This window comes from Streptomyces sp. NPDC050528 (assembly GCF_044457795.1).
In the GTDB taxonomy this organism is placed as follows: domain Bacteria; phylum Actinomycetota; class Actinomycetes; order Streptomycetales; family Streptomycetaceae; genus Streptomyces.
Map to the genome: position 1 here is coordinate 436,425 of NZ_JBITHH010000008.1, position 20,473 is coordinate 456,897.

At 71.0% G+C, this 20,473-nt stretch carries 18 protein-coding genes; all 18 read left to right on the plus strand.

The genetic code is table 11. The features are described 5' to 3' along the window. Nucleotides 1-176: 176 nt before the first annotated feature. The 18 genes from ACIBK4_RS28545 to fusA all read left to right on the plus strand — a co-directional run bounded on the left by ACIBK4_RS28545 (nucleotide 177) and on the right by fusA (nucleotide 20,380). The gene (locus tag ACIBK4_RS28545; RefSeq protein WP_398998948.1) at nucleotides 177-1,493 is read left to right on the plus strand and encodes a sensor histidine kinase; all 1,317 of its coding nucleotides are present in this window, start codon (nucleotides 177-179) and stop codon (nucleotides 1,491-1,493) included. Next, nucleotides 1,490-2,182, plus strand: a complete 693-nt coding sequence (locus ACIBK4_RS28550; protein ID WP_366429864.1) for a response regulator transcription factor — start codon at nucleotides 1,490-1,492, stop codon at nucleotides 2,180-2,182. Before ACIBK4_RS28545 ends, ACIBK4_RS28550 begins: the two co-directional genes overlap by 4 nt. A gap of 106 nt (nucleotides 2,183-2,288) precedes the next feature. Continuing rightward, complete coding sequence (locus ACIBK4_RS28555; protein ID WP_398998951.1) at nucleotides 2,289-3,467, plus strand: lactonase family protein; 1,179 nt, start codon at nucleotides 2,289-2,291, stop codon at nucleotides 3,465-3,467. Nucleotides 3,468-3,668: 201 nt separating this feature from the next. Further along, entirely contained in the window at nucleotides 3,669-4,475 is an 807-nt protein-coding gene (locus tag ACIBK4_RS28560) for an ABC transporter ATP-binding protein (protein WP_033285840.1), read from the plus strand. Between the two features lie 66 nt (nucleotides 4,476-4,541). Further along, complete coding sequence (locus tag ACIBK4_RS28565) at nucleotides 4,542-5,171, plus strand: SRPBCC domain-containing protein (protein WP_398998953.1); 630 nt, start codon at nucleotides 4,542-4,544, stop codon at nucleotides 5,169-5,171. Further along, entirely contained in the window at nucleotides 5,149-6,036 is an 888-nt protein-coding gene (locus ACIBK4_RS28570; protein WP_398998955.1) for an HpcH/HpaI aldolase/citrate lyase family protein, read from the plus strand. The genes ACIBK4_RS28565 and ACIBK4_RS28570 overlap by 23 nt, the downstream gene beginning before the upstream one ends. Then, complete coding sequence (locus ACIBK4_RS28575; protein ID WP_398998957.1) at nucleotides 6,033-7,139, plus strand: amidohydrolase family protein; 1,107 nt, start codon at nucleotides 6,033-6,035, stop codon at nucleotides 7,137-7,139. The genes ACIBK4_RS28570 and ACIBK4_RS28575 overlap by 4 nt, the downstream gene beginning before the upstream one ends. Continuing rightward, nucleotides 7,136-8,788 carry a thiamine pyrophosphate-binding protein gene (locus ACIBK4_RS28580; protein WP_398998959.1) on the plus strand — a complete coding sequence of 551 codons (1,653 nt, stop codon included), beginning with the start codon at nucleotides 7,136-7,138 and terminating at the stop codon, nucleotides 8,786-8,788. The genes ACIBK4_RS28575 and ACIBK4_RS28580 overlap by 4 nt, the downstream gene beginning before the upstream one ends. An 11-nt stretch (nucleotides 8,789-8,799) precedes the next feature. Beyond that, nucleotides 8,800-9,690 (plus strand): hypothetical protein, encoded by an 891-nt coding sequence (locus ACIBK4_RS28585; protein ID WP_398998961.1) that lies wholly within the window; start codon nucleotides 8,800-8,802, stop codon nucleotides 9,688-9,690. 12 nt (nucleotides 9,691-9,702) lie between these two features. After that, nucleotides 9,703-10,863, plus strand: a complete 1,161-nt coding sequence (locus tag ACIBK4_RS28590; protein ID WP_398998964.1) for a DUF3500 domain-containing protein — start codon at nucleotides 9,703-9,705, stop codon at nucleotides 10,861-10,863. Then, nucleotides 10,860-11,729 (plus strand): hypothetical protein, encoded by an 870-nt coding sequence (locus ACIBK4_RS28595; RefSeq protein WP_398998966.1) that lies wholly within the window; start codon nucleotides 10,860-10,862, stop codon nucleotides 11,727-11,729. The genes ACIBK4_RS28590 and ACIBK4_RS28595 overlap by 4 nt, the downstream gene beginning before the upstream one ends. Nucleotides 11,730-11,779: 50 nt before the next feature. Further along, on the plus strand, nucleotides 11,780-12,754 hold the full coding sequence (locus ACIBK4_RS28600; protein WP_398998968.1) for an ABC transporter substrate-binding protein: 975 nt from the start codon (nucleotides 11,780-11,782) through the stop codon (nucleotides 12,752-12,754). A 33-nt stretch (nucleotides 12,755-12,787) separates the two neighbouring features. Beyond that, entirely contained in the window at nucleotides 12,788-13,648 is an 861-nt protein-coding gene (locus ACIBK4_RS28605; RefSeq protein ID WP_398998970.1) for an amidohydrolase family protein, read from the plus strand. Nucleotides 13,649-13,709: 61 nt separating this feature from the next. Further along, entirely contained in the window at nucleotides 13,710-14,423 is a 714-nt protein-coding gene (locus tag ACIBK4_RS28610) for a GntR family transcriptional regulator (protein WP_398998972.1), read from the plus strand. Between the two features lie 33 nt (nucleotides 14,424-14,456). Beyond that, nucleotides 14,457-16,046, plus strand: a complete 1,590-nt coding sequence (locus ACIBK4_RS28615) for a carboxylesterase/lipase family protein (protein WP_398998974.1) — start codon at nucleotides 14,457-14,459, stop codon at nucleotides 16,044-16,046. An 11-nt stretch (nucleotides 16,047-16,057) separates the two neighbouring features. After that, nucleotides 16,058-17,101 (plus strand): ABC transporter substrate-binding protein, encoded by a 1,044-nt coding sequence (locus tag ACIBK4_RS28620; protein ID WP_398998976.1) that lies wholly within the window; start codon nucleotides 16,058-16,060, stop codon nucleotides 17,099-17,101. 32 nt (nucleotides 17,102-17,133) lie between these two features. Then, nucleotides 17,134-18,003, plus strand: coding sequence for an ABC transporter permease (locus ACIBK4_RS28625; RefSeq protein WP_398998978.1), 870 nt, complete (start codon nucleotides 17,134-17,136; stop codon nucleotides 18,001-18,003). A 319-nt stretch (nucleotides 18,004-18,322) separates the two neighbouring features. Further along, complete coding sequence (gene fusA, locus ACIBK4_RS28630) at nucleotides 18,323-20,380, plus strand: elongation factor G (protein ID WP_398998980.1); 2,058 nt, start codon at nucleotides 18,323-18,325, stop codon at nucleotides 20,378-20,380. Nucleotides 20,381-20,473: the final 93 nt, after the last annotated feature.

Below are 20,473 nucleotides of genomic sequence, written 5' to 3' on the forward strand. Positions count from 1 at the left end.
GGGCGGGGCGGCCGCCCACCCACCCTCCCTGGCGGTGGGGCGCGGCCTCGCGGGCTCGGCCGCCGCCGGGGGGGGCGGGGGGGGGGGGGCGCGCCCGGCGGCGCCCGGCGGCCCCCCCCCCCCCCCCCCCCGCCGCCGTTTGACCGCCGCGACCGCACAATGGAGAGGTGACACCGATGAGCCTCGACGACCCCGCCCGCGCGCCCCTCGCGGAGGCGGACCTCCCGTGGGGTCACCCCCTGGCGGGCGGGCTGTCCCGGTTCGGCCGACGGATCAAGCAGGGCGACCGGAGACATCCGTGGGTGCTGGACACGGCGCTGATCGTCGTGGTCGCGGTGATGTTCTGTCTGCCGGACCTGGTGGACGACGACGACGGCCGGCGGCACGGCTTCGACAACAGCTTCATCCATCTGCACTGGCCCGCGACCGTCGCCCTCCAGGCGGGCCTGGTCCTGCCGCTGCTGTGGCGGCGCCGCAGGCCGACCCTGGCCTTCGTCGTGATCGCCGCGGTGTTCTTCGTCCAACTGGGCCTGGGCACCTGGCTCCGCGCCGATGTCGCGCTGCTGATCTCCCTCTACAGCCTGGCCCTGCACGGGCAGTTGAGACGCCTGCCCGCCGCCTGCGCCATCACCCTCTGTGCCCTGGTGCTGTTCTTCGCCCGGCTGCCGTCCCAAGTGCCGGTCCTGGACGCCCTGTTCATCCTGTTCAGCACGATCACCGCGGCCGTCGCACTCGGCCTCGTCATCCGCATCCGGCGCGCCCAGCTCGCCGTCCTGCGCGACCGCGCGGCCCGCCTGGAGGTGGAGCGCGACCAGCGCTCCAAACTGGCCGCCGCCGCCGAACGCACCCGCGTGGCACGGGAGATGCACGACATCATCGGCCACAACCTCTCCGTCATCATCACCCTCGCCGACGGCGGCGCCTACGCCACCGACCTCGCACCCGAGCGCGGAAAGCAGGCGCTGCTCCTGATCGGCGACACCGGCCGCCAGGCGCTCGGCGAACTCCGGCGCATGCTGGGCGTGCTGCGCGTCCAGACGCCCACACCGGACGCCCCCGAACTCAGCCCCCAGCCGGGCGTCGCCGACCTCGACGCCCTGTGCGCCCGCATCCGCGCGGCCGGTCCGCAGGTCGTGTACCGCACCGGCGGTGAACCGGCCGCCCTCGATCGCGGGGTCCAGCTGACCGTGTACCGCATCGTGCAGGAGGCCCTCACCAACGCCCTCAAGCACGCGGGCCACGACACCCGCGTCGAACTCGCGGTGAACGTCGAGGAGTCGAGGGTGCACATCGACTGTCACGACACCGGCCCGGGAGGCACCGTCACCGGGCCCGTACCGAGCCACGACGAAGGACACGGACTCGCCGGCATGAGAGAACGCGCCGCCCTCTACCACGGCACCGTCACCGCCGGCCCCGCCCCCGGCGGCGGCTGGACGGTACGGGTCACCCTCGACCTCACCCCGCCCGACGCGATCGGGGGAGCGGCATGACGACCGTGCTCATCGTGGACGACCAGCCCCTCCAACGCCTGGGATTCCGCATGCTGTTGGAGGCCAACCCGGACACCGAGGTGGTCGGCGAGGCGGGCCACGGCGGCGAGGCGGTGCGGATGGCCGCCGAACTGCGCCCCGACGTGATCCTGATGGACGTACGGATGCCCGGCATGGACGGCATCGAGGCCACCCGCCGGGTCGTCGCGGCCGGCGACCGCTCCCGCGTCCTCATCCTGACCACCTTCGACCTCGACGAGTACGCCCACGAGGCATTGCGCGCGGGAGCCAGCGGCTTCCTCCTCAAGGACGCCCACCCCGAGGAACTCCTCGCCGGCATCCGGGCGGTGGCCTCCGGCGACGCCGTCATCGCGCCCGCGCTCACCCGCCGCCTGCTGGACGCCTACGCCCAGCACCTGCCGAAGAGCTCACCGGAAGGACCCGCTGTCGTGCCCGCGACGGACGACCCCCGCATCCGCTCCCTCACCGAACGCGAGCGCGAGATCCTCGTCGCCATCGGCCAGGGCTGGACCAACGGCGAGATCGCCGAACGCCTCTTCCTCTCCGAGTCCACGGTGAAGACCCACGTCGGCCGCGTCCTCGCGAAGGTCGGCGCCCGCGACCGCATCCAAGCGGTGATCCTGGCCTACGACTTGGGTCTGGCCCGCCCCAACTCCTCCGACCAGTAGCCCGAGTTGTCCCCGGCCGTCACGCAACCTTAGGTTGCACCGCCCGCACGCACAGCTTCGTACACGATGTGGACGCTGCGGCACATCGGGACAACTGTTGCTTCCCATGGTCGAGATCACAGGGGCTCTGTCCCGCAGAACGATGTTGGGCGCCATGGCGGCGACCGCGGCGAGCCTGCCGCTCACCGTCGCGGCACCGAGCGCCGAGGCCGCACCGCAGGTGAGACCCGATCTTCTCTACGTCGGCACCTGGAACGGCGGCCAGGTCCACGCGGTCCGCTTCGACCCCGCCCAAGGCACCCTGACCTCCAACGGGCCGGTGGCCCAGGTCAGTTCGGGCTGGGTGACGGCACACCCGGACCGCCCGATCCTCTACGTCGGCAGCCAACTGGACGGCGGAATCGTCCACGTCCTCACCGTCGACCGCACGACCGGCGCCCTCACCGAGACCGGCCAGGTGAGCACGGACGGCGGCGGAACAGCGGGCGGCGGGCTGTCGTACCTCGGCGTGGACCGCCCCTCCGGCACCCTGCTCGTCGCCAACTTCGAGGCAGGGCTTGCCGTTTCCCTCCCGATCCGCAGAGACGGCAGCCTCGGCGCACCGGTCTCGGTCGTCGCCGACACCGGATCGGGCCCCAGCCCACGCCAGTTGGGCCCGCACCCGCACGAGGTCGTCGTGGCCCCGGGCCGCCGCCACGCCCTGGTCCCTGACCTCGGCGCCGACCGCGTCTTCGTCTACGGCTTCGACGGTACGACGGGTGCGCTGTCGCCCGGTGAAGACGGACCCGGCGCCTACGCCACCGACGCCGGCGCGGGCCCCAGACGGATCGCCTTCCACCCCGACGGACGCAAGGCGTATCTGCTGACCGAGCTGACGGCGGAGCTCCAACTCCTCGACTGGGACGACAGATCGGGGGAGTTGACGCAGCGTCAGAGTCTCGCCATCGACTCACCGGACTTCACCGGCACCAAGAGCGGCGCCGAGTTGGCCATCAGCCGGGACGGCCGTTTCGTCTACGCCTCAAGTCGCGGCGAGAACACGCTCGTTGTGTACGCGGTCGAGCGGCGGACCGGGCTGCTCTCCCTCCTCCAGCGCATCCCCTGCGGGGGGTTGAAGCCCTGGAGCTTCACCGTGCACCCCAGCGGGCGCTGGTTGTTCGTCGCCAACGAGGCGAGCAGCACGCTCGACGTGTTCGCCGTCGACCTCCGCACCGGTCTGCTGACCGCCACCGGGAACTCCCTCGCGATACCGAACCCCGACTGCGTCGCCGTCTGTGCCCGCTGAGGTCCAGCCGCACATGATTGTCCAACAATCATGTGCGGCAAGGATCTTGAGCTCGAAGAGCTGTCACGTTCTTGCTGCACACTTCTTGCCGCCGTGGGTCGTCACTGTTACGTTCGCTGCATCGCTTGTCGGACAATCCGAAGCGAGCGCAGGTTCACCCTCCCCCCAACCCCTACGTGTAGGCCGGGCAAGGAGACCACGTTGTCGAACAATCAGCGCCCACCCCATTCCGAAGCCCTCCGCTTCGACCACGTCACCCTCCAGTTCCCGGGAAGCCGGCGGCCGGCCATCGAGGACGTGTCGTTCCAGGTCGAGCGAGGCAAGTTCGTCGCCGTCATCGGACCCAGCGGCTGCGGCAAGAGCACCATCCTCAACCTGGCCGCCGGACTGCTCGCCCCGACCCTGGGCCGCGTCCACTTCGACGGCGAGCCGGTGAACGCCGTCAACTCCGAGGCGGCGTACGTCACTCAGCAGGCCAACCTGCTGCCCTGGCTGAGCGTCCGGGCCAACATCGGACTCGCCCTGAAGTTCCGCAAGGTCCCCAAGGACGAGCGGGAGGAACGCATCGCCCACTGGGTGAAGGTCGTCGGCCTCACCGGCTTCGAGGACCACTACCCCCGCGAGCTGTCCGGCGGCATGCAGAAGCGCTGCGCGATCGCCCGCGCCCTCATCTACAACCCGTCCATCGTGCTGATGGACGAACCCTTCGGACCGCTGGACGCCATCACCCGGCTCAAGCTCCAGCAGGACCTCCTCAACCTCTGGGAGGGGGAGCGCGGCGGCACGCTCGTCTTCGTGACGCACGACCTCAACGAGGCGATCTACCTCGCCGACGAGGTCATCGTGATGTCCGACGGGCCCGGCACCATCCGCCGGGTGCTGCCCGTCCCCTTCGAACGGCCGCGCAGCATCGGCTCCCTCGTCGAGTCCCGCGAGTTCTCCGAGCTCTACAACGACCTGTGGAGCCTGTTCAAGTCCCAGCTGCAGACGTCGGATGCCGGCGCGTAGACGCGCCCCCGCCTGCTGATCCATCGACCCGCCCAGTCGCCATGCTGCCCTGCGAGGTGCCCAGCGTTGATATCGATCGCTGAAGAGATCGCCGTACCGAGTCCACCGAAACGAGTCTGGGAGGTCGTGTCGAACCCCTCCGAGGTCGTCGCCTGCATCAACGGCGCCGAACTCGGCGAGGCCCACGACGACGGCTCCTTCGACGGCACCCTCGTCGTCAAGTTCGGCGCGATGAAGGTGAGTTTCGCCGCCAGAGTCACCCTGGACCTCACCGAGTCCGACCACGAGGGCCGCCTCTCGGCCCGGGGCAAGGACGGCCAGGGCGGCACCCGCTTCACCGCCCACGCCACGTTCCGGGTGACCGAGGGCGAAGGACCCGGCGACTCGCTCGTGACCGTCCGGGGCGAGGTCCAACTCAACGGCAGGCTCGCCCCGTTGGTCGAGTCCGGCGCCGGGGCGATGGTCTCGCGGATGACCCGGGAGTTCTCGGCGGAGCTGATCCAGCGGTGCGCGCCCGACACCCCCCAAGCGCTCGCGCCAGAACCGCCCACCGGACTGCTCGGCCGCCTGCGCGCCTGGTGGGCACGGTTCCTGACTCGACGTCAGAAAGCTTCACCGGCAAGCGAATCGGCGGCAACGACAGCGACGGCTTCGGCGACCGAGGAGGCAGGCAATGACCCCGTCCAGGCTCAATAACGTGATCGGCGCACTGGAGTCGGGACGCCACGCCTTCGCCTCCTTCGCCGCGCCCGACCCCGTGTCCGCCGTCGAGTTCAGCACCACCGACTACGACGGCCTGGTCTTCGAGACCGAGCACAAACCCTGGGACGTCACCGCCCTGCGGGACAGCCTCCAGTACCTCCTGAACCGCCGTCAGATCCACGCCGCCGAAAGCCTCGCGCCCGCAGTCACCCCCCTCGTCCGCATCCCGGCGAACGGCGGCGAGAAGGCGCAGTGGCACGCCAAACAGGTCCTCGACCTGGGTGCGTACGGAGTCGTGTGGCCGCACATCACCACCGTGGACGAGGCCCGCAACGCGGTCGCGGCCTGCCGCTACCCGAGCCTGCCCGGCAGCCCCCGCCACGAGCCCGCCGGCCTGCGCGGCGACAGCCCGGGCGCGGCGGCCCGCTACTGGGGCATCACCAACGCCGAGTACTACGCGAGGAGCGACGTCTGGCCGCTCGACCCGGACGGCGAGGTCCTCGTCGCCCTCATGATCGAGGACCAGCGCGGCATCGAGAACCTCCCCGACATCCTCGACCAGGTCCCCGGCATCGGCCTGATCCTGATCGGAGAGGGCGATCTGAGCCAGGAGTTGGGCGTACCGCGTCAGTACGAGCATCCGCGTGTCCTGGAGTGCAAGCGCCGTGTCCTCGACGTCTGCGGGGAGCGCGGAGTCGCCGTCGGCCATCCCCACGTCACCGCCGACAACGTCAAGCAAGTCCTCGACGACGGCTACCGCTTCCTGATGTCGGCGCCCGTGCGCTCGTACCCGGGCCTCGACCTGGGCCGCACCCTGACCGGCCGCACCCCCGGCCCCGGAAGGGAGGGGCGCCAGTGATCATCGACAGCCACGGCCACTTCACCACCGCCCCACCCGCACTGGGCAGTTGGCGCGAACGACAGATCCGCGCTTTCGAGGAATCCGGCGCCCGCGTGTCACCGGACGACCTCCGCATCACCGACGACGAGATCAAGAACGCGGTGGAACAAGGCCAGTTGAAGCTCCAGCTGGAACGCGGCACGGACCTGGGCCTGTTCTCCCCGGGCGCCGGGAAGATGGCCCACCACTACGGCGACGAACGCACCAGCCTGGACTGGTCCCGGGTCAGCAACGACCTGATCGCCCGGGTCTGCGGCCTGTTCCCGGGCCGGTTCGTCGGCGTGTGCCAGCTGCCCCAGTCACCGGGCGACGCGCTGCCCGCCTCGGTGCGCAACTCGGTCACCGAACTGGAGCGCTGCGTCGAGGAGTTGGGCTTCGTCGGCTGCCTCCTCAACCCCGACCCCTCGGACGGCTACTGGCAGGCGCCGCCCCTCACCGACCCGGTGTACTACCCGCTCTACGAGAAGCTCGTCGAACTCGACGTCCCCGCGATGGTCCATGTGGCGATGTCCAGGAACCCGGCCCTGCAAGGGACTTGTGCGCACTACCTCAACGGCGACACCGCGGTCTTCATGCAGCTGTGCATGTCCGACCTGTTCACCGACTTCCCGACCCTGAAGCTGATCCTGCCGCACGGCGGCGGCGCCGTCCCCTACCACTGGGGCCGCTACCGGGGCGTCATGCAGGACCAGGGCCGGCCCCCGCTGGAGGAAGCGGTCCTGCGCAACGTCTACTTCGACACCTGCGTGTACCACCGGCGCGGCATGCAACTCCTCGTCGACGTGATCCCCGCCGAGAACATCCTCTTCGCCTCGGAGATGATCGGCGCCGTCCGCAGCGTGGACCCCGAGACCGGCCACCGCTTCGACGACACGAAATACCTCCTCGACTCCCTCGACACGCTGAGCGACACCGACCGGCGCGCGATCCACGGCGGCAACGCCCTGCGCGTGTTCGGCCGCCTGGAGGGCGTGCTCAAGAACACCCCGTCAAGCACCCTCTCCGCCCCGCCAAGCACCCCGTCCGTCCCGTCCAACACCCTTAAGGAGGCCGGGAATTGAAGGCCTACGAAGCCCTCGCCGAGGCGTTCGTCAAGGAGGGCACCAGCGACGTCTTCGGCATGATGGGCGACGCCAACATGCACTGGATGAACGCGCTCGACCGGCGCGGCGTCCGCCTCTACGAGGTACGCCACGAAGGCTCCGGCCTCGGCATGGCCGACGGCTGGGCCCGAACCACCGGCCGCCCAGGGGTCGTTACGACGACCAGCGGCCCCGGCACCTCCCAGCTGGCCACCTCGATGATCGTCGCGAACCGCGCCCGCACCCCGCTCGTCGCCTTCTGCGGCGAGACGAGTTGGGGCGACCAGGGCGCCGTGCAGTACCTCGACCAGCGCCGCTTCGCCGCCGCCGTCGAGTGCGGCTTCGTCCACCTCTCCCGCCCCGACCAGGCCCAGGAGGCCGTACAGCGCGCCTTCTACCAGGCCCGCACCGAGTCGCGGCCGGTGATGCTGAGCGCCCCGATCGACGTCCAGCAGGGGGAGTTGGAGGACGACGACGAGTACGTCCCCTCCGTCGCCCTTCTCGACAGCCCCCGTCTGCTGCCCGACCCGGCCCGGATCGCCGCGGCCTGCGACATCGTCCGGGCGAGCAAGCGCGTGGTCATCGTCGCCGGACGCGGGGCGCGCCGGGCGGGCGCCGGCGGTGAGGTGCTCGCCCTCCAGCAGCGGACCGGGGCCCTCCTCGCCACCACCCTCCAGGCGAAGAACTGGCTCTGCGACAGCACCCGTTACCACGTCGGCCTCGCCGGGCTGTTCGGCAGCAGGACGGCCACGGAGCTCCTCCAGGAAGCCGACTGCGTGATCGCGGTGGGCGCCAGCCTCAACAGCTACACCATCGAGCACGGCTACCTCTTCCCCGACGCCAAGTACATCCAGATCGACGTCTCCCCGCACATCGTGATGGGCAACGGCAGGGCCGCCGACTGCTACATCCAGGCCGACGCGGTCACCGCCGTGGGCGAGTTGAGCCGCGCCCTGGAAGAACGCTCGGTCCACCTCGACGGCTTCCACACCGACGACGTCCTGCGCCGCCTCGCCGAACCGCTCCAGCCCCCGGCGTCGTACGTCACCGAACCGGGCCGCATCGACCCCCGCCAGGCGATCCGCATCCTGGACGACGAACTCCCCGGCGACATGGGCCTGGTGCTCGGCAGCGGGCACCAAGTCGACTTCGGCACCATGCTGTTCCAGCGCTCCCGCGAAGTCCTCTCCAACTACGGCATGTTCGGCGCCATCGGCCAGGCCCCGCTCCTCGCGATCGGCCGACTGGTCGCCGAGGGACGGCGCCCCGGGTTCGTGGTGGAGGGCGACGCCAGCTTCCTGATGCACCTCTCCGAGTTCGAAACGGCCTGCCGGTACGGCATCCCGCTCCTGGTGGTCGTCATGAACGACGAGGGACTCGGTGCCGAGTACCACAAGTCCCGCTCCAAGGGCCTCGACCCGAACCTCGCCCTGATCCCGACCCCGGAGCTCGGCCCGGTCGCGGTGGCCCTCGGCGGGGGAGGCGCCACGGTCCGCACCCCGGCCGAACTGACCGCCGCCGTGGCGGAGTTCGTGCGCGCACCCCGCCCCACCGTGATCGACGTCCGCATCACCCGCGAGGTACTGAGCGTCCCCTACCGCCGCCTCATGTACGGCGAGGACGTATGAGGCGGGCACCGATGACACCGCTGACCGTCCTGCTCGGCGACTACCCGCACACCCGGCACCTGAAGGAGACCCCGGTCCTGGGTGGCGACTGCCGCTTCGTCGAGGCCTCCCCGCTGTACCCGGCGTTCGCCCGCATGGTCCGCCAACTGGAGTACGACGTCTGCGAGTTGGCCCTCGCCACCTACCTCCAGGCCCGCGAGGCCGGCGTCCCGGTCACGCTGCTCCCGGTCGTGATGATCGGCGGCACCCACCACCGCTCCCTGACCCGCCTCCCGGACGGACCGGAGCTCACCCCCGGCCAACTCGTGGGCCGCCGGGTGGGCGTGCGCTCCTACAGCCAGACCACCGGGCTGTGGGTGCGCGGCCTCCTGCGCGAGGAGTACGGCGTCGAGGCCTCCGACGTCACCTGGGTCACCACCGAGGAACCCCACGTCGACCGGTACCGCGAACCGCCCTACGTGGAACGGTCCCAGGCCGGGCGCGTGGCCGATCTGCTCCGCGCCGGAGAGGTGGAGGCGGCCGTGCTAGGCCCGCGCGCGATCGGCGGGCAGGGCGAGGGCCTGGTCCCGCTGATCCCCGACGCGGAGGCGGCCGGCCTCGCCTGGATCGACCGGCACGGCACCGTCCCCGCCAACCACGTGGTCGTCGTCCGCGACGACGTCCTGAGGTCCCAGCCGGAGGCGGCACTCGCCCTGTACCGCGCCCTCAAGGACGCCATCGCCGCCACCGCGCCGGAGCGCGACGACTCACCGGCCGGGCGCGCGGTGGCCGCCGGCTGGACCGTTCCCTTCACCAACTGCCTGGAGATCGCCGGGCGTTACGCCCTGGAACAGGAACTCGTACGCACCCCCGTGGACGTGGGCGCGATCGAGAAGGAATCCGCGTTCGTCCGGGGAAGCTGAGAGGAGGCAGCGATGACAGGACTACGACACCGGCCGAGCGCCCCCACCCGGCGCCCCGACCAGTGGACACCGGACCTCCTCGCGAAGGTCGACTGGCGCCGCCGCGCGGCGGCCGAACCCTTCCGCGGAGTGACCACACCGGACGGCGCACGCCCGGGCCTCTTTCCTCTGCGCGACACCGGTGTGGACGTCGGCCCGGTACGGCAGGCGGCGGAGGACTACCTCGCCGCACTCTCGCCGACACAACTGGCCACCGGCAGGTTCCCCATCGACGATGTGACATGGCGTCACTGGGCCAACGGCGCGCGGTACTTCCTCCGCCACGGCCTCTGCCTGGAGGACTTCGACGACGAGCGACGCCACCGAGCGCTGGACATCGTCCGCACCAGTCTCAGCGCCTACGGCTACACCCAGGTCGTCGACCTGATGCACCTCAACCTCACCATCGGCGAACTCCGCGGTGAGGAGGACCTGTTGAACGAGTGGCTGTACTGGTTCAGCGTCTACGGCGAGCCCGAGAACGGCCGCCCCTGGGGCTGGCAGCTCGACGGCCACCACGTCAACGTCAACTGCGTCTTCGTCGGCGACCAGATGGTCCTCACCCCCACCTTCCTGGGCGCCGAACCGGTGACCGCCACCTCCGGCAAGTACGCCGGGACGACCGTCTTCCGGCGCGAAGAGGCCGTAGGACAGGAGCTGTTCACCACTCTGACGCGCCGTCAGCGGGAGCGGGCGGTGATCGCGGACGAGCTGCCGCCCGACCTGTTCGTCGGGGCCTTCCGCGACAACTTCCAACTCGCCCACCAGGGACTGCCGTTGAGCGAACTGACCTCGGGCCAGCGTGCGATCGCGGCGGAACTCATGGGCCTCTACGTCAACCGGGCCTCCGACGGTCATGCCCGGGTCCGCATGGACGAGGTCACCGCCCACCTCGCGGAGACCCGCTTCGCCTGGATCGGCGACGGCGCACCGGACAGCGCCTTCTACTACCGCCTCCACAGCCCGGTGATCCTCGTCGAGTTCGAGCACCAGGCCGGGGTCATGTTCGACAACGACGTGCCCTCGCGCAAGCACATCCACACCGTGGTCCGCACCCCGAACGGCAACGACTACGGGACCGATCTGCTGCGCCGGCACCACGAGCGGTTCCATCGGAAGAGGAGCACGGGATGAAGATGGTTCTGGGCCGCGACGACCTCGCTGCCGCCGCGGAGACCGCCGTCCGCGCCACCGGCACGGACCTCGAACGCCTCGACGTACGGCCCGTCCACAAGGCCTCGCGCGGCTTCGTCAACGACACGGACGTGGACCTCTGCGAGCTGGCGGTCGTCACCCTGCTCCAGGCCGTCGCCCACGGGAAGCCCGTCGTGCTGCTCCCGGTCACCACCCTCGGCCGCCACCAGCACCAAACCCTGGTCACCTGCGGCGAGTTGACCCTCGCCGACATCGAGGGCAGCACCGTCGGCGTCCGCTCCTGGAGCCAGACCACCGGCGTATGGGTGCGCGGTTTCCTGAGCGAGCAGTACGGCGTCGACCTGCGGAACGTCGACTGGGTCGTCTACGAGGACGGCCACGTCGACGAGCACGAGGACCCGGCCTGGGTGAAGCGGGCCCCCGAAGGCGCCCGGCTCCAGGCCGACTTCCTCGAAGGACGCCTCGACTTCGGGATCATGGGCAACGAACTCCCGGTCGACGACCGCATCCGCACCGCGATCCCGGACGCGGCGGACGTGGCCCAACAGTGGGCGCTCGCCAAGGGGTTCGCCCCCGTCAACCACGTCATCGGGGTCACTGCCTCAGCCGCCCGCGAGCACTCCGCCGCCCTCTGCGCCGCCTACGACGCGATGCGCGCCGCGCTCCCGCCGACCAGCCCCGTGGACTTCAGTCCCGTCGGCTTCGAGGCCCTGCGCGGACCGGTCGCGCAGGCCGCCCAATACGCCCTGGAGCAGGGCGTGTTGCCCCGGCCCGTCGCCTTCGACGAGCTGGTGGAGGGGAGTTGCGCGGCCCTCGGGGTGGAGCCCGCGCGGCTCGGCGGATAGGCCGGCGCGGACTGCCGTAGCCAGCACACCCAACGATCGAAAGGCAGGGAATGCAGAAGCTCTCGGTGGCCCTCGGGGAGTACCCGCACGGGCAGGCGCTCCTCGACCGCGAGGTCGGGGTGGACGGGTACCGGATCGAGCCGGTCGAGGTGCGGCCGGTCATCGGCGCCTACCGGCGGATGATCCGCGACCTGGAGTTCGACGTGTGCGAACTCGCCCCCGTCTCCTACCTGATGGCCAGACAGGAAGGCGTCCCGCTCACCGCGATCCCCGTGTTCCTCAACCGCCGTTTCCACCACGGAGACGTGCAGTGCGCCGAGGACTCGGGCATCCGGGTGCCCCGCGATCTGGAGGGGCGCCGGGTCGGGGTCCGCGCGTACACGGTGACCACCGGGGTGTGGGTGCGCGGCATCCTCGCCGAGCAGTACGGCGTGGACGTCGAGAAGATCACCTGGGTGGTGGACGACGACGACCACATCGAGGGCCGCACCCCGCCGAACGTCGAACGGGTCGCGGACGGACGGTCGTTGGGCGAGTTGCTGCGCGCCGGAGACATCGACGCCGCGTTCACCGGCAACGCGGGCACCGGCCGGGCGGGCGCACCCCGGGCGGGGTGGGCGGCGGCGGACGAGGGGGTCGGCGACGGCCCGTACCCGCTCTTCCCGGACGCCGAAGTCCTCGCCGTGGACTGGTACGTGCGCACCGGCGTCTACCCGCTGCACTCCCTCATCGCGCTCCGTTCCGACCTCGTCGAACGCGACCCCGACCTCCCCGCCAAGCTCTACACGGCCTTCGTCGACAGCAAGCGGAAGCAACTCGCCGCCGATCCCGACTGGTTGACGCAGCCCCGCTTCGCCCGCCAGGCGCGGCAGATCGGCGGCGACCCCGTCCCGTACGGCATCGACGCCAACGAGCCGAGCCTCACCGCGCTCGTGCGGTTCTCCCGGGACCAAGGGCTCCTCGGCCCGGACTTCCCCACCGACCCGCACGCCCTGTTCGCCGCCGGCGACCGCCCCGACGCCTGACCGAATCGACCTGCCGCACAAGGGAGTTGGACCATGGACGTGGTCGACGCGCACTGCCACATCATCTCGGAGGACCAGGCCCGGTACCCTCGGGCGCCGATCGGCGGCAAGCAGTCGGCGTGGGCCGAGTCCCGGCCGGTGACCGCCGCCGGGATGGTGACCCGCATGGACGAGGCGGGCATCGGCCGGGCCGTCCTCGTGCAGGCCACCACGGCCTACGGCTACGACAACTCCTACGTCCTCGACAGCTACCGCAGCCGCCCCGGACGCTTCGTCGCCGTAGGCACTTTCGACCCACTCCGCCCGGACGCCGCCGACATCCTCGCGAACGCGGTCGGCGACGGAGGCCTCGCCGGGGTGCGGCTGTTCACGAGCGGCAGCACGGTGCCGACGCAGGGGGAGTGGTTCGCCGCGCCCGAGACGTATGAATTCTGGCGCCGGGCAGGGGAGTTGGACATCACCGTCTGTCTGCAAATGCGGCTCGGGGCGGCGACCAAGCAACTCCGGCAGGTGCTGGAGCGGTTCCCGGACGTCCGGGTCCTCCTCGACCACATCGGCTACCCGGACATCGCCGCCTCGCCCGCCCGCGCCGGTGCCGATGTCGCCGAACTCGCCCAGCACCCGGGCCTGTTCCTCAAACTCACCCACCGCAATCTGGAGCGGCTGTACGACGCCGGGGACGCGGCGGCCGACTTCCTCGAACCCGTCGTAGCCGCGTTCGGCGCCGACCGGATCGCATGGGGCTCCAACTGCCCTGCCGCGGAACAGTCGTTGCCCGAACTGCTGCGCCTGGCCGAGGACGTCCTCGCCGTACTCCCGACGGCGGACCGGCAGGCGATCTTCGCCGGCACGGCACGACGGCTGTACCCCGGGCTGACCGAAGTAGGCGCCTGAACGGGACATACTCCCGGAACGGCCGACATCAGCGGTCGGCAACCCTTCCGAGAACACACAGGTGATCAAGGTGGACATCAGCGGTTACGACGACGTCGTGGATCCGGGCCGGACGTCGCCCACCCGGCACAGCCAGGCCTACGAAGGACTGCGCTCCCTGCTCCTGTCGGGCAGCGTCGAGCCGGGCACCCGGCTCACCGAGGCCGACCTGACCAGGATGTTCAACGTCTCGCGCAGCACCATGCGGGCGGTGCTGGTCCGGCTGACCCAGGAGGGCTACGTCACCAGCGAGGTCAACCGCGGCGTCCGCACCCGGAGTTTCTCCGTCGAGGAGGCCGCGGACATCCTGGAGGCCCGCGAGACGCTGGAGTCCGCCCTCGCCGGGAAGGCCGCCGAACGCGCCACCGACGAGGAGATCGCCCAACTCCGCGCCACCCTGCGGGAGATGGAGGACTGCAAGGCACGCGGCGACCAGGCCGCCTACTCGCGCGGCAACCGCCTCTTCCACCAGCAGGTCAAACAGGCCGCCCACCAGCAGACCCTCGCCAAGGCCTACGACACGCTGCTCTACCCGCTCGTCATGCGCCAGTACCGCAATCTCTCCGCCCCGCACCCGCGCGCCGGTTCGCTGGAGGAGCACCAGGCGATCCTGCTCGCCATCGTCACCCGCAACCCCGAGGCGGCCGTCGCCGCGATGCGCCACCACGTGGCCTCCGCCCGCCAGGCACTCCTGCTGCGCTCCGCCCGCGACAGCCCCGCCCACGCCACCGACTGACCGACCGCTCGCCGCACACGAGAAAGGGTCTTCATGCGCCACCCAGTGGAAACCGAAGCAGGGCTGGTGGAAGGCATACCGGGCCGCGACCACGCAGTCACCGTCTTCCGGGGAATCCCCTACGCGGCGCCCCCGGTAGGGGAGTTGCGCTGGCGCCCGCCCCAGCCCCCGCCGACCTGGCCCGGTGTGCGCGCGGCCCGCACCTTCGGCTCGATGTGCCCGCAGGCCCCCAACAGCGAGGTCGCCGGCATCGACCTCCCGATGAGCGAGGACTGCCTCAACCTCAACGTCTGGACCGGCGCGGCCTCCACCGAGGAGCGCCGCCCGGTCCTGGTCTGGATCTACGGCGGCGGCTTCCGCGTCGGCACCGGCGCGAGCCCCCGCTACGACGGCGAGGCCCTCGCCCGCAAAGGCCTCGTCGTCGTCACCTTCAACTACCGCCTGGGCGCCTTCGGTTTCCTCGCCACCCCCGAACTCAGCGCCGAGTCCGGCCACCACGCCTCCGGCAACTACGGCCTCCTCGACTGCATAGCCGTGCTGCGCTGGGTCCGCGACAACATCACCAACTTCGGCGGCGACCCCGGCCGCGTCACCATCGCCGGACAGTCCGCAGGGGCCGGAGCCGTCAACTTCCTGGCCATGTCCCCGCTCACCCAGGGCCTCTTCCACCGAGCCGTCGCCCAGAGCCACGCCCGCCACGCCCGCGACCCCGAACTCCGGTACCTGGCAACGTCGTACCGCACCCTGCCCGACGCGGAGAGCGCGGGCGCACGGTACGCCGACGACCGCGGCGGGCCCTCCCTCGCGCGACTGCGGTCGCTGCCCTGGCAGAAGCTCGTCGACGGGGACGCGGCCGTCGACTCCCTGGTGGAGACCGGGAGTTCGGCGAAGCCGCCGCTGTTCCGGCCCGTCGTCGACGGCTGGGTGCTCCCCGCCGGCTACGACGAGACGTACGCCAAAGGCCTCCAGAACAACGTGAGTTACCTCGCCGGGAACAACCGCGACGAGAGCGGAGCCGTCCCCGAGAGCACCTTCGCCGCCTACCGCACGGCCGGCAAGAAGGCCTGGCGACCGGGCATGCCACCCGTCCACGTCACCCTCGACGACTACACGGCCGCCGCCCGCCGCAAGTTCGGCGGGATGGCCGACGAGTTCCTGCGGCTGTACCCGGCGGCCGACGACGACGCGGCGGGCCGCGCCCACAGCGCGGCCGTACGCGACAACGCCCGTATTTCCACGTTCCTTTGGGGCACGGACTGGACCCGGCACGCGGACCGGCCGGTCTACACGTACTTCTGGACCCACCGCTCCCCGGCGCGCGGGCAGAACCCCCGGCGCGCCTCGCACAGCTCCGAGATCGACTTCGTCCTCGACAACCTCGGCCAGGACGACGCCGAGTGGACCGTCGAGGACCGGGCCGTCGCGGCGACCATGTCCGGCTACTGGGCCAACTTCGTCGCCACCGGCGACCCGAACGGACCCGGACTGCCCAACTGGCCGCCGTACAGCCCCGATTCGGCGACGGTCATGCAGGTCGGCGAGGGCTTCGGGCCGGTCCCGGTCGCGGAGCCCGCGCGGCTCGACTTCTGGAAGCGCTTCTTCCGTACGCAGCAGGCATGGTGACAGGAGACCTCATGAGACTACGCACCGCGGACCCCCGTACCGCCGTCGCGCTGGCGGCGACCCTGGCGCTCGGCACGGCCCTGCTGACCGCGTGCGGTGGCGACTCCTCGGCGAGCGCCGACGGACTCACCACCGTGACGGTCGGCACCGGCGGCAACATCTTCGACCTGCCCCTCAAAGTGGCCGACGCCAACGGCTACTTCCGCAAGCAGGGCCTCAAGATCAAGTACGTCACGCTGACCGCCGCGACCGGACCCTCGGCCCTCCAGGCGGGCTCCGTGCAGTTCCTCCACGACAGCCCGACCGGGTTCGTCACCGCGCTCTCCAAGGGCCTCCCGGAGACCGCGCTCGCCGCCGACGGGCTCGGCAACCCGCTCGGGCTCGTCGTCAGCAAGAAGTTCGCCCAGGACCACGACCTGACCGCCTCCACCCCGGCCGCCGATGTCGCCAAGGCGCTGGCCGACTCGACCGCGGGCGCCAGTTCGGCCAACACCAAGGCCGAGGCCGGGATCTTCCTCAAGTCCCACGGCGTCGACCCCACCAAGCTGAAATGGGTGTCGCTGCCCAGCCCGGCCGCCGACAAGGCCGCGCTCAACAACCACGAGATCGACTGGTTCGTCACCTCCGAACCCCTGCCCCTCCAGATCGCGGACTCCGGCGACGGCATCGTCGTGGCGACGCCTCTGACCGTGCCCGAATGGGACGCCACGCACTCCGGATACAGCCAGTTCGTGGTAGCCCAGAAGAGCTACGCCACCGGGCACGCCGACATCGCGAAGAAGTTCGTCACGGCCGTCCAGCAGGGCACCGCCTACATGCGGACCCACCTCGCCGACAAGCAGGACAAGACGGTGCTGGCCGTGGCGCAGAAGGCGCTGCCCGGCGTACCCGCCAAGGTCCTCGAAGGCAGCCTCGAACAGGTCGACTGGCCGGCCAACACGTCCATGGACGCCGCCACTTGGAACACCACGACGGCCTTCATCGACGCGATAGGCGCGCTCCCCGACGGAGCCAAGGTCACCACGAGCGACTGGACCAACAAGTACCTGCCATGACACGGCCGGCGAGAAAGCGGAAGGAGCAGACGATGGCGACTGCCACCGACACGCCCGAGAGCACGACCGAGGTCGCGGTCGCGACCGAACGACGCCGCAGGAAGAACGACCGCTGGCGGGACACGGCCACCGTGGTCGCCCTGCGCCTCGCGGTGATCGCGCTCTGCCTGGTCCTCTGGCAGGTGATGAGCGGACCGGTCCTGCCGGAGTACGCGGTCAGCAAGCCGACCGACGTGTCGCACGCCCTGTGGAAACTGCTCGGCTCCACCTCCGGGTGGACCGACATCAGGGTGACGTCCATCGAGGTGGCCGCCGGATTCGCCATCGGCGTGGTCCTCGGCACCGTGATGGGCCTCCTCCTGGGCTCCTTCCCGCTCGCGGGCCGGGTCCTGGAACCCCTGGTCGCCGCCGTCAACGGCATCCCCAAGATCGCCCTCGCACCGCTCTTCCTGCTGTTCTTCGGCATCGGCCCCTGGTCGAAGATCAACATCGCCGTCACGGGCGTGTCCTTCGTCGTCTTCTACAACGTCTACCTCGGCCTGCGCCTGCGAGAACGCGAACTCGTCGAGATCGTCCAGGTGATGGGCGGCCGCCGCCACCACGTCCTCGGCTACGTCACGATCCCCACCCTCGCCGCCCCCTTCTTCGCCGCCCTCAAGACCGGCGGCCCGCTCGCGATCCTCGGCGTCATCGGCGGCGAGTTCATCGCCTCCTCCGAAGGCGTCGGCCACGAACTGTTCACCTCGGCCATGAACCTCGACGCCGCGACCGAGTTCGCCGGCCTGATCGTCCTGGTGGTGATGACCCTGATCCTCAACGGCGTGCTGAGCTGGCTCGACACGTACGCCCTGAAGCGACTGGGGCTCGGCCCGCGCAGGCCGGCCGAGCGACGCGCCGGTTGACCGCCGCCCGCAACCTGAGCAACCGGTGCGGAAACCACCGCACTTGATAAATCCCGTGCTCCGCACCCCGGGTTTCCCTACACTCGCCACATCCGTTGACGAGTGAGGGGAGCCCGGCCGTGCGTTACCGCACCGCTGTCGTCGTTCCCCGCTCCCGGTACGAGGTGATCCTCGTGTCTCCGGCCGTCCGGTGCCCGCTGCGCGGCCGGTACCGGATGCCGTGACGTGACGACGGCTCACTGACACACCGTCAATTCACTCATTACATACGGCAATTGCGCTGCCCTGCACGGAATCACATCGCGAAAGGCCACGGGCCGTGCGCACCGAACGCCCTCTCACCACACCGCTCTCCGCCGTCCGCAACCTGGGCATCCTCGCCCACGTCGACGCCGGCAAGACCACGGTCACCGAGCGGTTCCTCTACCTCACCGGCAGCACCCACAAGCGCGGTGAGGTCCACGACGGCACCACCGTCACCGACTTCGACCCCCAGGAGCGCGACCGTGGGATCACCATCTTCGCCGCGGCCGTCACCTGCGCCTGGGACGGTCACCGGATCAACCTGATCGACACCCCGGGCCACGTCGACTTCGCCGACGAGGTGGAACGGTCCCTGCGTGTCCTCGACGGGGCGATCGCGGTGTTCGACGCCGTCGCGGGCGTCGAGCCGCAGAGCGAGTCGGTGTGGCGCCAGGCCGACCGGTACGGCGTCCCGCGCATCGCCTTCGTCAACAAGCTGGACCGCGCGGGCGCCGACCTCGACACGGCCGTCGCCTCGATCCGCGAACGGCTCCATCCGGCGCCGCTGGTGGTGCAGTTGCCGATCGGCACGGAGGACCGCTTCACCGGAGTCGTCGACCTGCTGAGGATGCGGGCCCTGGTGTGGACCGACGGCGCCGACACGGCGGAGGAAGTCCCAATACCAGAAGCCCTGTTGGCGGAGGCACGCCGACGTAGGCGACTGCTGGAGGAGGCGGTGGCGGAGCTGCACGCGGGCGCGCTGGAGGAGTTCTACGACGGATCGGCCCTGTCCGCCGAGACGTTGAGCTCCGCCCTGCGCGACCTCACCCGCACCGGCGACGGTGTGGTCGTGCTGTGCGGCTCGGCCTACCGCAACCGGGGCGTCGAACCGCTGCTGGACGCCGTGGTGGCGTATCTGCCGTCGCCGTCGGACGTGCCGGCGGTACGGGGAACGGACGGTGACGGGGTCGAGCGGGAGCGGGCGGCCGATCCTCAACTGCCGCTGGCCGCACTGGCGTTCAAGGTGAGCGCGACCGCCACCGGGCGGCTGACGTATCTGCGGATCTATTCGGGCACGATCGAGAAGGGAGACACGGTGTGGGACCCGGGCGCGCGGCGCACCGAGCGGATCGGACGCATCCTGCGGGTGCAGGCCGACCGGCACGAACGGCTGGACCGGGCCGTCGCCGGGGACATCGTCGCCGTGGTCGGGCTGAAGTCGGCCCGCGCGGGTTCGACCCTGTGCGCGCCGGACGCCCCGCTCGTCCTCGAACCGCCCACGGTCGCCGACCCGGTGGTCTCGGTGGCGGTCGAGGCACGCAGGAGCACCGACACCGACCGACTGGCGTCGGCGCTCGCCCGACTGGCCGAGGAGGACCCGTCGTTGGTCGTACGGACGGACACCGAGACCGGCCAGACGGTCCTGTCCGGCATGGGCGAACTGCACCTGGAGGTCGCGGTGGAGAAGATCCGCCAGGCCACGGGTGTGGACGTCAACGTCGGTCGCCCCAGGGTCGCTTACCGGGAGACGGTCGTACGCGGTGTGTCCGGCCTGGTCTACCGGCACGTCAAACAGGACGGAGGATCGGGCCAGTTCGCGCACATCGTGCTCGACGTCGAGCCGCTCGACGGCCTCGGCTTCGAGTTCCGCTCGGCGGTTGTCGGCGGGCGGGTGCCGCAGGAGTACGTCCGCTCGGTGGAGGCCGGGTGCCGTGACGCCCTCACCGAGGGGCCGATCGGCGGCTTCCCGGTGACCGGGCTGTGCGTGACGCTGACCGACGGGGCGACCCATGTGAAGGACTCCTCGGAGCAGGCGTTCCGCACGGCCGGCCGCCTGGGCCTGCGCGAAGCCCTGCGCGCCTGTGCGACGGTCCTCCTCGAACCGGTCGTCGAGGTCACCGTCACCGTGCCCGAGGACGCGGTCGGCGGGGTGCTCGGCGACCTGGCCGCCCGGCGCGGCCGCGTCACCGGCTCGACGACCCGCACGGGTTCGGCGGTCGTCACGGCGACCGTGCCGCTGGCCGAACTCTTCGGCTACGCGACGCGGTTGCGCAGCCGGACCCAGGGCCGGGGCACGTTCACCGCCCGGCCCACGGGGTACGCCCCGGCGCCGAACGCGGTGACCGTCCGGTGACGGTGGCGGGTGCGGACCGAAGGGGGAGCTTCGGCCCGCACCCGCCACGTACTCAGGGACTCCGGGAGTCTCGACGACTCCCGGAATCTCGGG

Coding starts and splice junctions, on each gene's coding strand:
- ACIBK4_RS28555 (WP_398998951.1), top strand. CDS start 2,289: ATGGTCGAGATCACAGGGGCTCTGTCCCGCAGAACGATGTTGGGCGCC.
- ACIBK4_RS28550 (WP_366429864.1), top strand. CDS start 1,490: ATGACGACCGTGCTCATCGTGGACGACCAGCCCCTCCAACGCCTGGGA.
- ACIBK4_RS28595 (WP_398998966.1), top strand. CDS start 10,860: ATGAAGATGGTTCTGGGCCGCGACGACCTCGCTGCCGCCGCGGAGACC.
- ACIBK4_RS28570 (WP_398998955.1), top strand. CDS start 5,149: ATGACCCCGTCCAGGCTCAATAACGTGATCGGCGCACTGGAGTCGGGA.
- ACIBK4_RS28620 (WP_398998976.1), top strand. CDS start 16,058: ATGAGACTACGCACCGCGGACCCCCGTACCGCCGTCGCGCTGGCGGCG.
- ACIBK4_RS28605 (WP_398998970.1), top strand. CDS start 12,788: ATGGACGTGGTCGACGCGCACTGCCACATCATCTCGGAGGACCAGGCC.
- ACIBK4_RS28585 (WP_398998961.1), top strand. CDS start 8,800: ATGACACCGCTGACCGTCCTGCTCGGCGACTACCCGCACACCCGGCAC.
- ACIBK4_RS28615 (WP_398998974.1), top strand. CDS start 14,457: ATGCGCCACCCAGTGGAAACCGAAGCAGGGCTGGTGGAAGGCATACCG.
- ACIBK4_RS28625 (WP_398998978.1), top strand. CDS start 17,134: ATGGCGACTGCCACCGACACGCCCGAGAGCACGACCGAGGTCGCGGTC.
- ACIBK4_RS28590 (WP_398998964.1), top strand. CDS start 9,703: ATGACAGGACTACGACACCGGCCGAGCGCCCCCACCCGGCGCCCCGAC.
- ACIBK4_RS28600 (WP_398998968.1), top strand. CDS start 11,780: ATGCAGAAGCTCTCGGTGGCCCTCGGGGAGTACCCGCACGGGCAGGCG.
- ACIBK4_RS28545 (WP_398998948.1), top strand. CDS start 177: ATGAGCCTCGACGACCCCGCCCGCGCGCCCCTCGCGGAGGCGGACCTC.